At 54.5% G+C, this 15783-nt stretch carries 12 protein-coding genes; 9 read left to right on the top strand and 3 right to left on the bottom strand.

Annotated elements, in window-relative coordinates; genetic code table 11:
* Positions 1–5: 5 nt before the first annotated feature.
* On the bottom strand, positions 6–464 hold the full coding sequence (gene gspG, locus ACZ5CE_RS00750; protein WP_464575844.1) for a type II secretion system major pseudopilin GspG: 459 nt from the start codon (positions 462–464) through the stop codon (positions 6–8).
* 402 nt (positions 465–866) lie between these two features.
* On the opposite strand from gspG, the gene ACZ5CE_RS00745 reads away from it, so the two are divergent.
* The 9 genes from ACZ5CE_RS00745 (at position 867) to ACZ5CE_RS00705 (ending at position 14145) form a co-directional block, all read left to right on the top strand.
* Positions 867–1571, top strand: a complete 705-nt coding sequence (locus tag ACZ5CE_RS00745) for a response regulator (RefSeq protein ID WP_464575843.1) — start codon at positions 867–869, stop codon at positions 1569–1571.
* A gap of 529 nt (positions 1572–2100) precedes the next feature.
* Positions 2101–3048, top strand: a complete 948-nt coding sequence (locus tag ACZ5CE_RS00740; RefSeq protein WP_464575842.1) for a multicopper oxidase domain-containing protein — start codon at positions 2101–2103, stop codon at positions 3046–3048.
* A 34-nt stretch (positions 3049–3082) separates the two neighbouring features.
* Positions 3083–5875 carry a multicopper oxidase domain-containing protein gene (locus tag ACZ5CE_RS00735; protein ID WP_464575841.1) on the top strand — a complete coding sequence of 931 codons (2793 nt, stop codon included), beginning with the start codon at positions 3083–3085 and terminating at the stop codon, positions 5873–5875.
* A 234-nt stretch (positions 5876–6109) separates the two neighbouring features.
* Positions 6110–6733 (top strand): LexA family protein, encoded by a 624-nt coding sequence (locus tag ACZ5CE_RS00730; RefSeq protein WP_464575840.1) that lies wholly within the window; start codon positions 6110–6112, stop codon positions 6731–6733.
* An 18-nt stretch (positions 6734–6751) separates the two neighbouring features.
* Positions 6752–7501 (top strand): translesion DNA synthesis-associated protein ImuA, encoded by a 750-nt coding sequence (imuA, locus tag ACZ5CE_RS00725; protein ID WP_464575839.1) that lies wholly within the window; start codon positions 6752–6754, stop codon positions 7499–7501.
* A 4-nt stretch (positions 7502–7505) separates the two neighbouring features.
* A complete protein-coding gene (locus ACZ5CE_RS00720) occupies positions 7506–9047 on the top strand; it encodes a Y-family DNA polymerase (protein ID WP_464575838.1) in 1542 nt (513 codons plus the stop codon).
* Positions 9048–9049: 2 nt separating this feature from the next.
* Positions 9050–12199 (top strand): error-prone DNA polymerase, encoded by a 3150-nt coding sequence (locus tag ACZ5CE_RS00715; protein ID WP_464575837.1) that lies wholly within the window; start codon positions 9050–9052, stop codon positions 12197–12199.
* Positions 12200–12310: 111 nt separating this feature from the next.
* Entirely contained in the window at positions 12311–12475 is a 165-nt protein-coding gene (locus ACZ5CE_RS00710; protein ID WP_464575836.1) for a hypothetical protein, read from the top strand.
* Positions 12472–14145: an HAD-IA family hydrolase gene (locus ACZ5CE_RS00705; protein ID WP_464575835.1), complete on the top strand. Its 1674-nt coding sequence runs from the start codon at positions 12472–12474 to the stop codon at positions 14143–14145. The genes ACZ5CE_RS00710 and ACZ5CE_RS00705 overlap by 4 nt, the downstream gene beginning before the upstream one ends.
* A 108-nt stretch (positions 14146–14253) precedes the next feature.
* On the opposite strand, the gene ACZ5CE_RS00700 is transcribed toward ACZ5CE_RS00705, so the two are convergent.
* Positions 14254–14784 carry an REP-associated tyrosine transposase gene (locus tag ACZ5CE_RS00700; protein WP_464575834.1) on the bottom strand — a complete coding sequence of 177 codons (531 nt, stop codon included), beginning with the start codon at positions 14782–14784 and terminating at the stop codon, positions 14254–14256.
* Between the two features lie 325 nt (positions 14785–15109).
* A complete protein-coding gene (locus ACZ5CE_RS00695) occupies positions 15110–15751 on the bottom strand; it encodes a hypothetical protein (RefSeq protein WP_464575833.1) in 642 nt (213 codons plus the stop codon).
* Between the last annotated feature and the right edge of the window lie 32 nt (positions 15752–15783).

Genomic DNA, 15783 nt, shown 5'->3' with positions numbered 1-15783 from the left:
CCGGCCTACCAGTTCGTGATATCGACCGATTCGCCTGTACCGCCGGGCTGGCCATCCTTCCCATAGGATAGCAAGTCGAACTCGGCATGCTCCCCAGGGTATTTATATATGTAGGGTCGCCCCCAGGGATCGGGCGGCGCCATTTTTTTGAGATAAGGCCCCTGCCATTTCACCTCGTTGGTCGGCCGCATTGTCAATGCGGCCAGTCCCTGTTCGGTGACGGGATAGCTTCCCACGTCCAGGCGGTATTGATCCAGAGCCTTTTCTATCGCATCGATCTGGGCTTGAGCCGCCTTGACTTCGGATTTCCCCACCTGAGAAAAATACTTGGGCGCGACATAGCCGACCAGCAATCCGATGATGACCATCACGACCAGCAATTCGAGCAGGGTAAAGCCCCTTTCCGGCTGCGCGTGTCGCCGAATGGTCCAATAGTCCGTTTTGATGTTTCCTGATCCACTCATAGTCAGTACGAAGTGTAGAGCCTTCAAATGACAGAATGATTACCAGGCTGCGGGGAGACCGATGAAATGATCGAATCCGAATCCGGTATTGCTAATTAATTTTTATTTCGTTACAGTTACTTAAAACAAATACAAGCTGAGATTCGCCTTCACCTTTCAAGATTCGCATGGGATCAGATTGATCCATGGATAAAATTTTTGCGAATCATATCTGTCTTCCCATGATGCCGCAAGCGATATTAGAATGAAATAATGCGTTTGGCGTGCTTAGGCAGAATGGACTAACTGCAGAGTTGAAAGTTGCGTAATCGATAAAATCATACTACGCTTTCCATAGGCTCTCCCCGAGCATACGCCTCCCCCGAGGTCGATAAAAACTAATCCCTATACCCTACCTCTCACATGTCCATACGCGTCCTGCTGGTAGATAGCCATGAGATTGTTCTATGGGGATTGGAAAAACTCATCAACAGCGCGTCGCCACGCATGGAAATCGTTGGCAAGACGAGCAATGGGGTAGATGCAAGAAGGCTCGCTGCGCAGTGCCAGCCCGACGTTGCTTTACTCGACCTTGACCTCGCGGGCGAAAAATGCACGGAGCTTATCCCCGATTTATTGCGGGGGACGCAGCTCCATATCATTATCTTTACCGAAGTTCGCGATCAAATCGGCATCGACACGGCGTTGTTCAATGGCGCGCGGGGGGTCGTGTACAAGGAGGAGCCTGCCCAGACGATCATCAAAGCCATCCAGAAGGTTCACGCGGGCGAACTGTGGCTCGACCGATTGACTACCGGACGTGTTTTTATGAATTTTCTACGTGCCGGCCCGAAGGCGCCTGTAGACAAGATCACCGCGAAAATTGCCGCGCTGACCCGCAAAGAGCGCGCCATCGTCTATGCCTTCGCCAATGAAGCGGGCGCTTCCAACAAAAAAATCGCGTGCAGGCTGGGTATTAGTGAACAGACCCTTCGAAACCATCTGACATCCATATTCAGCAAACTGGCGATCAAGAACCGTTTTGATCTTTTCATGTTCGCCAAACTCCACCACCATCTCTTCAGTGCGGCGTCCGCCCAAGCCGAGTTCCCGTCAAGCCAGCTGTAATTGATTTCGGCATCCCATTTCTCCGGAGCAGCATTTTTCTCTGGAACAGCACCTTTTCTCCGGTGAAGTTCCTTTGCCGTCGCCCGGTGCAAATGTACCGGCCCCAGGCAAAAACAGGGAGTACATATTCCTCGCCCAAACAAGGACAACAATCCCATGTACAAAAATAGGGCTTAACCCATAATCCACCACGTGAAGCGGTCACGTTAGCGCGAAAGGCAACAGTCCTTTTCCACTTCAGCCTGCCCGGCCGCGGGAAATACTCAAGTGTTGAATCCAGCCATCAGAGCCATGAGCCTTAAAAATAAATCTGGCTAAATCTGGCCGGACGACTCGGCATCATATGCCTAAAGCCACACAATCCATTTCCGCTTTGCCAAAACCAAGCCATAGCCAAGCCATAACCTAGAGGAGCGTAGTGATAATGAATCAACAACATAGCCATGCTGCGGCGTTTTTTCCAACCTCGGATCCAATTCAGCATTCTTCTATCCTTCAGCGATCGGATACCAGCTTTATCAAACCGGGATTGGGCCTCATTCTGTCTCTTGGATTATTCTTTCTGCCCTTTCCCGAAAGCATCGGAGCCGAGCCCTCCTCCAATAAAAAAGGAGGCAACAACCATCGCATCGAGATGATTGCGGAAGAAATGGAAACGGGGCTGCTCGCTTACCGAATGGTCGAGCATCAGGTCAACGGGGTCAACATTACGTCCCGGTACAGCGCGCAGGCGACTGTTCCCGGGCCAACGATAGTTCTTACGGAAGGCGACAAGGTCAGGCTGACCATACGCAACGGTGTTACCGTTAGCCCTGATCAGCAAATCAGCGTCCATGTGCATGGCGTTCATTACACGATCCTGAGCGATGGCACGCTCAAGATCATCAACCGGATCGAAGATGAAGGCGCCTATCCCGATCACGGTGGACGCTTCTACACCTATCTCTGGGATGTGGCCCCAGGCACAGCAGGAACCTGGCCGTACCATGATCATAATTTTGAAACCCACAACGGCTCCGAAGACAGGGGACTCTTTGGCGCCGTCATAGTCAACCCGGCATCGGGCTCGGTTGCCGCAAGCAACGGCGACAGCATTTCCAACGTAACCGTTGACAGTATTAAAAAAGATTATGTTCTTTACCTGGCCGATGACGCTTTCTGGGGAATGCAGATCGATGGCGCCAACAAGCAGCAGACTCCGCTGGGACCCAACCCCATGCTAACGGCCACTGGGGGCGAAAACGTGAGGTTTCATCTCATCGCGATGGGCACTTATTTGAATCGTTTTCAACTCGACGGCTATCGATGGATAGATCCGGGAACGACAAAATTGATCAACGCGAAGGATATCGGCCCTCTCGAAAATCATGCCTTTACCATCAAGGCTTTGGCAAGCGCCAATTATATGAATGCAAATTTTTCACGAAGATTGATGGGCATGAGGGGCAGCTTCAACGTTACGAGCGGCACTCCTTGATAAATTGGCGGATAGATCAAAAGGACAGAACTAAATGAGCAAAAATATCGTTGGACTAAAAATATCCGTGGCTATCGGGACAGCATTTTCGCTGCTCGCTGCAATGCTATTGGCTTCCGCGGCACAGGCGGCAAACCATAACCTTGATCTATCGGCGGAAATATTGCCCAACGGGCAATATGCCTACAGAAGGGGAAATGGCCAGGCAGTTATTCCGGGACCCACTCTCTTTGTCAACCAAGGCGATACTATCAGTGTCACGGTCACCAACAACACGGATAAACCAGCAGGCTTCAAGGTACCCGGCCTTTCCAGCAGCAGCGCCGCGAAGGCGGCTCCAAATGGGGGAACACTGAACTACACGTTCACTGCCACCAAAACCGGCGCTTATCCATACTATGGCGAGGGACAGGAGTTGCTGGGTCTTTTTGGCGCCATCGTGGTGGATAGAACCGATGGCAAGGTGGAACGCTATGTCGATGACGATGGCGCCTTCCAAACGGTGAACGCCACACGATTGGACAAGCAATATGTGCTCTTTATGGTCGGTTCGACCTTTTGGGCAACGGAAATATCCAAAACCGGAATACAAACGCCGCTGTGGACGAATCCCATTCTGGGGGCTGTCGAGGGCGACCTTGTCAGATTTCATATCCTGGCGGTAGGACCGGGCCATACTTTTCACCTGCACGCCCACCGCTGGCTGCAACCCGGGACGAACAGCGTTATCGATACCAAATTGATGAACGACGTTTCTGATAGCCATACCTTCACGGTGAAGGCAGGCACGGGCGTCGGCCCCGGTAACTGGCAATACCATTGCCATCTGTTTTCCCACATGGAAGCGGGCATGCATGGCAGTTTTAGAGTTGACGCCGCCAAGGGCCACAATAAGGGGATGGGCAACAGTATCGTCGGCGCTTCCCCCTATGGCGCCATTTATGGCAGTACAAACACCGAGCCCGGCCTCGTCACCTTCGTGATTTCGGATGAACCGGGAAGCTGGTACAGGAGTGCCCGGAGCGATACCATCTTCAGCATAACGGGCGGCACCCGCTCTCTGGAGGTGATTCCTCCCGGCAGCAGCGTTAATTTCATCATGGCGGAAACCAACACGGTCCATACCATGACCAGCCTGCTGTGGCCCAGCGAAGCGGATGACCCGGCCAAGGAGAACGGCCATCGCCATCATGATCACCACCACCATGGCAAAGGCGAAAGAACGCGCGGCCATGTCGCCTCAATGCCATTTGACCAGAGCAGAGCTTACAAAGGAGGGGGCCTCGTCAAATTGACCGTCCCGGGCCTGTATGTATTTACATGCAAAGTGCATCCATACATGTTTGCCGCGGTGATTGTCGATAATCCCGAAACCGACGGTCTCGACCTGGGTGAAACCATAGATTTGGCTACCGGTATAAGAAATCTCCCCACCAGCAGCGATCTGGCCACCCGGCTGTTACGAACCTTCTTTATCGCCACTGCCCCCAACAACTGGCAAAACCTTACTCCCCCGACTCCCTGGAAATTGACCTATCCCAGCGTTCCGGTCCGAATCACTGGCGGCGCAGTGGTCAATCTATCCGACGTGTTGATTGCCAGGTACGGGAATAACCAAGTCCTGACTGCGCCTGTTCCTCCAGTCAATCCCGGCGTTGGGGAAGTATGGGTTGATACCCAATTTGAAAAAACCGCCGGTAAAACCAAGCCTGGAACCATTACAGCGATCGATACCACTACCTGGAAGATTGTCCGGAAAATATCGCTTCCACAGATCAACATGAATAACCCGCACAACATGTGGACCAACAAGGATCAGTCGATCGTATTCCAGACCCAGTGGTTCGACAACAAGCTTACGATGATCAACAAAAATACGGGGGCGCTGATCAAGAACATCCAGGTGGGCGAGGCTCCCGCGCATGTGATGACCCGTCCCGACAACGACGATATCACCGTAACCAATAATGGTGAAGACGGCATGTCGATCATCCTTGCAGGAACCACTGAGGTTACCAAGATGATCCCAACGCAAAAATCAGGCCAGCCCGCTACAAATCCTCATGGGCACTGGATCAGCACGGATGGAAGCCACGCGGTCACGCCCAATATCTTTACCAGCGACGTGGGATTCTACGACATCAACAGTGGAACAGTTCTTGAAAGGACACCGACGGGAAATAATGCTCCGGGAGCTCATCCTATCGCTGTCGCGATGATGCCCGATTCGAGTAAATTCTATGCCGCCAACCTGTTACATCATAGCGTCAGCGTCCTTAACAAGGATGGCAGTCTGATGAAAACCATAAATCTTATTGCAGACTACAATCCCATCGATGGAACCATAGTGGATCGTGATGGCGATGGCCAAGCCACTGTCGGTATTCTTCCGATCCAGTTGCCGGTTTCTCCGGATGGTCGCGCGGTGGTAGTCGCGAATATGGGTGAATCAATTATTGTCATCGACCCGAAGACCGATACCGTGGCGAAGATGCTGCCCTGCGATCCTGGTTGTCATGGAGCGAATTTTGGGGCCAAGAAAGGAGGGGGATACTATGCTTATGTAACAAGCAAATTCTCCAATGAGCTTATCGTGGTCGATGCCGATCCCAACAATGATGGCAATCTGTCCGATGCCATGATAGCAGGCAGGGTCTCCCTGGTTGGCGATGGCAGCACTCCCATTGATGATCGCGTCAGCAGCCTGCCAGGTTACGGTGGTCAAGGGGTTCTTGCTATCCCTAATGTATACAATAGCTGGGTAAAAAACCTGCCCGATGAATGGAAAGCGCAGTTGACGTCCGCGCAGCAAAATCCCGGTCCATAATTCCTGGATTTCAATGACGGATAATGACGGCCATCAATATCGATTGATGGCCGTTTTTTATGCCAGCAGCGTTTTAACCTAAATCCGATTGATCGACGGATTCCGGCCCAAACCCGGAATGTTCAAATTTACGGCATTTTTCGGGAGACCAAAAGCCAACGCTTGCTTGAATCCAGAACGATTGTTCTCTATAATTGAGAACAATCGTTCTTTATCTTTATTACTCATTTCCTGATGCAACCGCTCGATATCCTCCCCTATCTAGGCAAGTTGCAGGACTACTATGCCCGGGAAAGAATCGTTCCGTCCACAACCCGATTGTCCCTGCTATGGAATGTCAAGGCACGCTCCTGGACGCATCGGATCGTCCAGCGTTTGAAGGAAGAGCGCTTTCTTGAAAATGCGCCCGGCGGCCGGGTGCGTCCCGGTTCCCGTTTTTTCGAGCGGACGGTTGGACCCATGGTCAGGGCAGGCTTGCCCCAGCAGGCTGCCGACGTGCAACCCGAGTTGCTGCGCATAGATGATTATCTTATCGAAAATCCCTCTCGAACCATTCTGTTTCCCGTCAAAGGCGATTCGATGATCGACCTGGGAATACTCGAGGGCGACATGGTGATAATCGAACGTGCCAATACCGCTTCAATCGGGCAAGTGATACTGGCAATCGTGGACAATGAATTCACTCTCAAGGTCCTGGCACAGGATAAGGGCGGCTATTACCTGGAAGCCCGCAACGAAAGAAGAAACCAGGACTATCCGCCTATCCGGCCGGAACAGAAACTGGAGATATATGGACTTTATGTTGGCCTCATTCGCAAAACCCATGTTCCCGGCCACCGCCTCAGCGCCAACCGGTAATGATGAGAGGTCTCTGGCATGCCTATTCCCGTTTCCCAGCCTTCGGCACCCCTATCGCTCCCGCAAATCGAGGCCCGGTTCAGGAACAGAATATGGAGAGGAAGTGCAATGGGGGTCTCGCCCGATCAGGTTGTTTCCAGCGGCTTCGAAGAACTGGATAAGGCGCTGCCTGGCGGAGGATGGCCGATCGGCAATCTGATCGAATTGCTATTGCCAACGGAGGGATTGGGAGAAATAGGACTATTGAGCCGAATGCTCGGGCAGGTCACCCAGACTGGCCGTCATGTCCTGCTGGTTTCCCCGCCCCACACGCCTTACATGCCTGCCTGGGAAAACCTGGGCATGGATAGCCGGCGCATTATGGTAGTAAAGGTTCACACTTCGGCTGAGCGTTTATGGACACTGGAGCAAGGCGTCAAAAGCGCCGCTTTCGGCGCCATTCTCGGCTGGTTGTCCGGAATAAGCCAGCAAGCGACGCGCAAGCTGCAGATTCTCGCACGGAGCGCCGCTACCCTGGTCTTCCTGTTCAGGCCGGCGAGCGCACGGCTCGAACCCTCCGCCGCTCCGCTGAGAATACTGCTCCATGCGGCACGTCGCCATGCCCTTTCCCGTACTCTTCGCCTGCATTTGCTGAAACGCCGGGGGATGCCGGCGGGACTGTCCCTTTACCTTACCTTGCCCCCTGGTCCGCCTTCCATGTTGCCAGAAGGATCGCCAGGCGAACCCTTCATTCAACTGCTTTCTGCATCCCGGCTGGCACACGCTTGAAAAAATGCTCTGGGTCGCCCTTCATTGCCCGACGCTGTCACTCGACTGGATCGAGCGGCGTTTTCCTGCTCCACTGGCTCCCGCGATGGCCGTCACTGTCCGCAGGGGAAATCAGATCTACATTCTCCAGGCCAATAAGGCGGCGCAACAGCGGGGGGTAGCCGTTTGCCAGTCCCTGGCCAGCGCCCTGGCTCTTTTCCCCGACCTGGCAGTGGTGGAGCATGATCCCGATGAGGAAAGGAGAGCGCTGCATGAAGCTGCCTATGCCGCTTTGCGGTTTACGCCTCGTATCGTCATACAGGATAGCGGGCTGATCGCGGAGATTTCCAGCAACCTGAAACTGTTTGGCGGCCTGAAGCCACTATGCCAATCGCTCAATCGGGCTGTGGCGGCGCAAGGCCTACAGCTCTGCGCGGGAGCCGCCCCTACCGCCCGGGGAGCATGGCTACTCGCGCAATCCGCGCCCCTGAGAACAGTCATCAATGGCACGGGAAACAGGTTCGCCCCCCTGCTCGACGCCTTGCCGGTTGATCTACTGGGTTCGGCCCAGCTTCATCTCGAAGTGATCCGGGGAATAGGCTGCAAAACACTGGCTGATTTGCGGCAATTGCCGCGCGGCGGCCTGGCGCAACGCTTTGGACCGGAGCTTCTGGCGGAGCTGGATCAGGCCTACGGGAACTCTCCGGATCCGCAAAAGTGGTTCGAGCCCGCGCCAGCATTCAGGCAGAAGATGGAGTTGATGGCGCAAGTCGAAGGAGTCGAGTTGCTGCTGATGAGCGTCCGGCGAATGATCGAACAGATGTGCGGCTGGCTGGCTTCCCGTCATGCGGCCGTCCTGGAATTCTCGTTCTTCCTGCATCATGAACATTCCCTCCGGCAGCCGCAAGCATCCACGCTCATAAACATCCGGCTTTCCGAGCGAAGCAGCGACCCGGCACATCTGATGGTCCTGCTGCGGGAGCGGCTGGGGCGAACAGCGATAGCGGCTCCGATCTGCGCGCTGGAGCTTGAGGCAAATGAAATAACGGCAGGGGAAAACGGCAATCTGAAGCTATTTCCGGCTGCGCAACCGGAAGCCACTTCACTGAATCGCTTTATCGAGAAGCTCTCCTCCCGCCTGGGGCGCCAGACCGCTACCGGCCTGACCGTCATACCCGATCACCGGCCGGAATGCAGCCAGAGACAGCAACCCTTTCAATTATCTGGAACAAGCAGTGAAACAGGCAGGAAAAATAAGGCCGCAAGCCGCAAGCCCGTGCCACGAAAATCAACTGGCTGTTCCACGAATTTCCCAAACCGCCCTGCCTGGTTGATGGAAAAGCCCCTGGAACTCACGCTGCAGCGCCAGAAACCGGTGTATGGCTCGCCACTGCAACTGCTTGCGGGACCGGAACGGATCGAAACAGGCTGGTGGGATGATGCGCCGATAGCCCGCGATTACTTCATGGCAGAAAACGAGCTTGGCCAGTTGCTATGGATTTATCGCGAACCTGACGCAGCAATGGAAAATCGTGCCCGGTGGTATCTGCAGGGATTTTTTGGATAGTCATGTCTCCCCCGGCTCCTGCCTATGCTGAATTACATTGCTGCTCCAGCTTCAGCTTCCTGAAAGGAGCATCCTTTCCGGAAGAGCTGGTGAAGCAGGCGGTAGACCTGAAATACAGCGCACTGGCCATCACGGATGAATGCTCCATGGCCGGGGTCGTTAGAGCTCATGCAGAGGCAAAAAAAACCGGCCTGCATCTTGTGATAGGCAGCGAATTTACTCTGGACGATGGATTGCGGCTGGTCTGCCTCGCCATGAACCGGAACGGCTACGGCAACCTGTGCGAATTGATCACGCTGGCAAGGCAGCCCGCTGAAAAAGGCACTTATCGGCTATCCCGCCCGGATTTCGAAACCTGTGCTGAAGCTCCCCATCTGGCTTCGCTTCCGGATTGCCTGGTCTTGCTGATTCCCCGCCCGCGCCAGGAAGGCGGCTCCCTCATGGATGACATGCGCTGGGTGCTGCGGCTTTTCCCCGGACGCTGCTGGACTGCTGTCGAGTTGCTGCTGCATGCGGACGAAAGCCTGCTATTCGAGAAAATCCGGCAAGCTGCGAAGGCTGCGAGCATGCCGCTCGTGGCAGCGGGAGACATCCATATGCATATCCCTTCCTGCAAGCCCCTGCAGGATACGATGACTGCGATCCGCCTCGGCAAGCCATTATGCGAATGCGGTCATGCATTGCAGCCCAATGCCCAGCAGCATCTGCGCGCTAGAAAGCAACTGGGCCAACTCTATCCGCCGGAACTCCTGCAGGAAACCATCACGGTGGCAAATCGCTGCACTTTTTCATTGGATGAGCTGCGCTATGAATATCCGGACGAATTGATTGGGACGGATGCCCGCGCGGATGAAACCTATGCGGGTTATCTGCGGCGCATGGTCGAGAAGGGCATGGTGGAGCGCTTCCCAGACGGGGCTTCGGTCAAGGTCAGGGAACAGATCGAGCAGGAATTGCGGCTGATCGCCGAGCTTGAGTATGAACCCTATTTCCTCACGGTGTTCGATATCGTGAGGTTTGCCCGGTCGCAAGGCATTCTTTGCCAGGGACGCGGCTCCGCAGCCAATTCGGCTGTCTGCTATTGCCTGGGCATCACGGAGATCGACCCGGAACGCAATGAATTGTTGTTCGAGCGATTCATTTCCCGGGAACGCAACGAGCCGCCGGATATCGATGTCGATTTCGAGCACCAGCGCCGGGAAGAAGTCATCCAGTATATCTACCGCAGATACGGCCACGAACGCGCCGCCATCGCGGCGACGGTCATCACTTACCGCACCCGTTCGGCGATCCAGGATATCGGCAAGGCGCTGGGACTCGACATCAAGCGCATCCGGCGGCTATCCGCTTCCCTGGCCTGGTGGGACAAGGCTTCGGACATGCGTAATCGGCTGGCCGAAAACGGCTTCGATCCCGACAGCCCGGTCATCCAGAAGCTGATCCAGCTGTTTCCTGTGTTATACGGATTTCCACGCCATTTGTCCCAGCATGTAGGCGGCTTCGTCATATCCCGCGGCAAGCTGTGCCGCATCGTCCCCATCGAGAACGCCGCCATGCCGGACCGGCGCATCATCCAGTGGGACAAGGACGACCTTGCGGCGGTAGGCCTGATGAAAATCGATGTGCTGGCGCTAGGCATGCTGTCGGCCATACGCCGTGCGCTCGACCTGGTCTCCGCCCGGCGTGGCATCCCATTCCAGATGCAGGATATTCCCCCAAAGGACGAGAAAACCTTTGACATGATCTGCAAGGCCGACACCATCGGCGTCTTCCAGATCGAATCGCGCGCGCAGATGACCATGCTGCCGCGCCTGAAACCGCGGACCTTCTACGATCTGGTCATAGAAGTGGCCATCGTTCGCCCCGGCCCGATCCAGGGAGACATGGTGCATCCTTACCTGCGCCGCCGCCAAGGCCTGGAAGAGGTGGCCTATCCGGGCGACGGAGTCAAAACGGCTTTGAAACGGACGCTTGGCGTACCCATCTTCCAGGAACAGGTCATGCAATTGGCGATACATGCCGCGGGATTCAGCCCGGACGAAGCGGACAGGCTGCGGCGCTCGATGGCCGCATGGAAAAGAAAGGGAGGACTGGACTCCTTCCACGCCAGATTGATCGGGGGAATGGTCAGCCGCGAATATGAGCATGAATTTGCCGAGCGCATTTTCCGGCAGATCGAGGGCTTCGGCGAATACGGGTTCCCAGAATCCCATGCCGCCAGCTTTGCGCTGCTGGTTTACGTATCAGCCTGGATCAAATGCCATGAGCCTGCCATATTTCTGTGCGCGATGTTGAACAGCATGCCAATGGGTTTTTATGGCGCCTCGCAATTGATCCAGGACGCCCGGCGGCACGGCGTTGAAGTGAGGCCGGTGGATGTGGCATTCAGCGAATGGGATTGCACCTTGGAGGAACAGACAGGCGCATCTTATTCCGCAAAAATCCCACCTGCCGTTCGCCTGGGCCTGAACCGGGTGAAGGGGATTGGCCTGAAAGCAGCCACACGCATCGTCAATGCAAGAAAAATGACTGCTTTTGAAAGTACGACGGATCTGGCGAAACGCGCCTCGTTGAATACCCTGGAGATGCGCGCCCTCGCCCATGCCGACGCGTTGCGTACCTTGACGGGCCACCGGCGCGAAGCCTTATGGATGGCTGCTTCTCACATCAGGCAATCCGACCTGATGCGAAATGCTCCTGTCAGGGAAACAGTGCCCGTCATTGCCGCCGCACCGGAAGGAGAGGAAATCAGGGCTGACTATGCCAGCGTGGAATTCACTTTGCGCCGGCATCCGCTGGCGCTATTGCGGCCCAAACTGGCTGCAATGCGGCTAAGCTCGGCAAGGGAGCTGGATGGCTATCCCGCCGGCCGGCTGGTGCGCACCATCGGTATAGTAACCTGCCGCCAACGCCCCGGCACCGCGAGCGGCGTCGTGTTCGTGACGCTGGAGGACGAAACCGGAACCATCAATGTGGTGCTGTGGAACCAGCTCGTCCGGAGGCAGCGCCGCGAGCTATTGAGTTCAAGGCTTCTGACGGTATATGGAGTCTGGCAGCGCGAAGGCGAAGTTAGGCATGTGATCGCCAAGCGGCTGGTGGATCATAGCCATCTGCTGGGAGATCTTCGGGTGGAGAGCCGGGATTTTCATTAGCCGGATGGCTCATGCCGGTACTTTCCGAAACCATTTCTTGAAAGACATTCTTCCGAAAGCTATAGTCAATTGAAACGATCGAAATTCCCGGTAACTGCAGATAAACAGGTCATGAAAATGCTGACAGGAGAAGATGTGCTGAAGTCCTTCGCTATCGGAAATACAGGCCAACTGAACATCCTGAATCTTTCCTCGGCCATCTGGCAGGCACAGCCAGAAGTCTCCGCCACCCATCCTGAAATTTCCAACGCTGCTTATCCCGAAGCAACGGCATGAGACCAGCCAGTGTCCTTGTCACCGGTGGAGGGTTTCAAGGATTGGGCCTGATCAAGGCTATCCGGGCTGTGGCGGAGGTACGCGTACTGGTCGCGGACTGCCATGCGGAAAACGTCGCGCGCTATTTCGCCGATGCTTTCTTTCCGGCACCTCCATTAAAAGAGAAGCAGGAACTGCTGGATTTCTTACTTGACTTGTGCGAGCAGGAGAGCGTAAGTGCGGTCTTTGCATCCACAGAACATGAGCTGGGACTGCTGGCGCACCACCGGGAAGCTTTTGCGGCGCGTGGCGCCACGGCCTATGTTTCGGATATGCCGTTGCTGGAACTGGCTGGCGACAAGCTTCTCTTTTACCGCTGGCTGCTGAACGAGAGGTTACCCTGTCTGCCCATCTACACCACGCCCCTGGATACGGATGCGGCTTTCCCCTTGATCGGCAAGCCGCGGAGTGGCTGGGGAGGCCGGAATCTGCATATCCTTGCCGACCGCAAAGCTTTTTTTACACTTTCAATCGATCAAAACGAATTCGTGTGGCAGCCATGCCTGGGGAGATTTGACGAGTATTCCGTTGATTTCTCGATTGGTATCGCAGGTACTATTTCTCCACTCGCATTTCGCCGCAGAATCCGCTCGATGAATGGGTTTGCCATTCTCTGCGAGCCGGGCGCGCCGCGCCATGTGCGAGAAACCACCCGGGCGGTCCTCGAGCACATGGTCCCTTTAGGTGCGCGAGGGCCGATGAACTTGCAAATCCTGCGAATCGGCGACGACTGCTGGGTGTCTGATTTCAATTCCCGGGCGGGCACCTCCATGCCTTTGAGCCTGGCTGCCGGAATCAATCCTGTTGCCTTTTTATTGACGGGCAAAGCCGGCGACGCCGGCGAAGATAACGACTTGCCAACACCAGGTTCTCGCGCAAGGACGCTGCGATACCTCAAGGAGCGCAGCATCCCCGACCTCCAGCTGGACGCTGTGCGGGGGATAGTATTTGACCTGGACGATACGCTGCTGGACCAGAAAGCCTGGATGATGAGCAAGCTGGAACAGACCTGGCAGGAGGAAAGGGAAAGAGTCATCCTGCCAGGCCGAACAGAATTTCTTTCCATGGCCTTGCAGATTATCGAGGAAGGCAATCGTGACCATCTCTTCGATGCGCTATATTTGCAGCTGGATTTGGATGACGCAACCCGCTTGCGGCTTATTGAAACCTATTGCCATGTCCTGCCGGAAGATCACCCCCTCTACAGCGATGTGATGGTCACCCTGTATCAGCTTTGCCGACTGGGGTACCGCATTGGAGTTCTGACGGACAATCCGCCGGATTTACAACGGCAAAAGCTGGAGGTTTGCGGCTTGCTGCCGCTGATCGATGCGCTGGTGCTGACCGGTGAACTGGGAACGCAGAAGCCCGATCCCAAAGTTTTCGAGGAATGCGCTCGTTTGCTCGACCTGCCACCTGGGCAGCTTGTGATGGTAGGCAGCAACCTGTTCAGGGACGTGCAAGGCTCCCGCAATGCGGGTTACCGGCACGCCTTCCATGTACAAAGAGCGGGGGCGTCCTCCAACTTCAATCCGGAGTTGATGCGACGGGTTGGGAATGTTATGTCCGCATGCACGTCGATCAGCAACTTGAACGAGCTATTCTGGTATTTGACTGGTGCGGAGCAGTAACGCAATAACACGCTGCACGGGACCCGATGCGAAATATCCATCAAGGAAAGCCAGGATATTATTGGCGCCGCGTCAAAATGAAATGGATGTAGCGCCGCACGCCCAGGCTCAGTCTTCATATTCAAGCCTGTCTTCACACCCTCCCGCCCAATCCACCGGGTAAATCCCCTTTTCAACCAGTTGATGGAAGGTCGAATAGGGCCAATCACCCACCCGTTTGACCAGACCATGCCTGAGCGGATTGATATGAACGTAATCCATATGCGCACGAAAATCGGCGTCATCGCGAATCAAGTGTTCCCAGTAGCGGCGCTGCCATATGCCCCGCTCACCGCGCGACATTCGAACCCGAGAGCGCTGCTCGGTAAGAGGTATGGCCTTGGAAAAGGCGATCTTGATCAGCCGCCAACGCGTCGCAAAGTCGGCATCATCGGATGGAAGCTCGACGACGCAATGAAGATGCTCCGGCAATACCACCCAACCATGGATGATGAAGGGATGGCGTTGCCGTACCATCCTCACCGCCTCGCGCAGCAGGTATATATTCCGCGTCAATAGATCATTGCCCTGCCGCCGCAGCAGATTTACGGTAAAGAAATAAGTACCGCCAGGTTGCCAGACGCGTCGATAATCAGGCATGGGAACAGTATCAAAGAATTTTCTATTGAATGAGCATACAACCGTAGGGCGTCAATAAGCGAAGCGCATTGCGCCGCAATGTGATCATTGAACGTAAGCATTTTTCAGCATTGATTGTCGTTTCTTGCCCTCCGAGGTGATATCCTGTTTATCCTGAAAAAGATTTCGCGGCGAGTTTTTCTTTCATTTCTGCGAAAACACCTTTCAAGGGATAGAAAATCATACGGCGCAATGCGCTTCGCTTATTACGCCCTACACCTTACTGAATGAATGCCAGCCTTACGCCTTACTCACGCTCGAAATCAGCTTATCTCAATTGTTAGCTTCAGAATTGCACCGAATGTTTCACTCGTTCTAGGATTGGCCGCCACATAATAGCGTCTGACTGCCTATGCGAAAGAGTTATTTCAATAAGTCGAGTAGAAACGGGAAATTTATATTGTGTCACTTGCCAAGGAGATGATCCATTTATACCAGCACGAACATATGGTATAACTAACCCATGACGTTTGTTATGTTCCTCAATACGAACAGGCTGCATCTCAATGATCTTTGGACCGCCGGATACCTCAAGCTTTGTAAACATATTTTTCATTTCAATACCTATTTCTTTTAGATCCGCTTGTGTTGCAGCTGCAAGATCAGCCTGTGTGTAATCAGGTGGCGAGCTAACACTTACACGAATCATTGCCCCGGCCGGATTAGGTGTAGCGTTCACCGCAAGCAAACGCTCTTTTCGACCACTCGAACCTTCAATACCAGCGTTGCTCGTCATTGCTTCACCAGCAGCACCGATATTTTTGCGTGTGTCTTGAGGAAATATTGTCCAATGAGATGGGATTTCGAGTGAGATGCCGTAAGCCAATTCGACTCGAAGAAATAAGGTGTCTTGCGCGAAAGCCGAATGACCAAATAATGTGAATGTAAATACCAACCACAGCCATTGTTTTAAATGCGACTTCATCACTTGTCAATCGAGGTTGCTATATACAGTAGATA

The organism is Nitrosospira sp. TNL200, from assembly GCF_055386305.1.
Note: the sequence above shows the minus strand (reverse complement) of the source record. Positions and strands in the feature narration are given on the sequence as shown.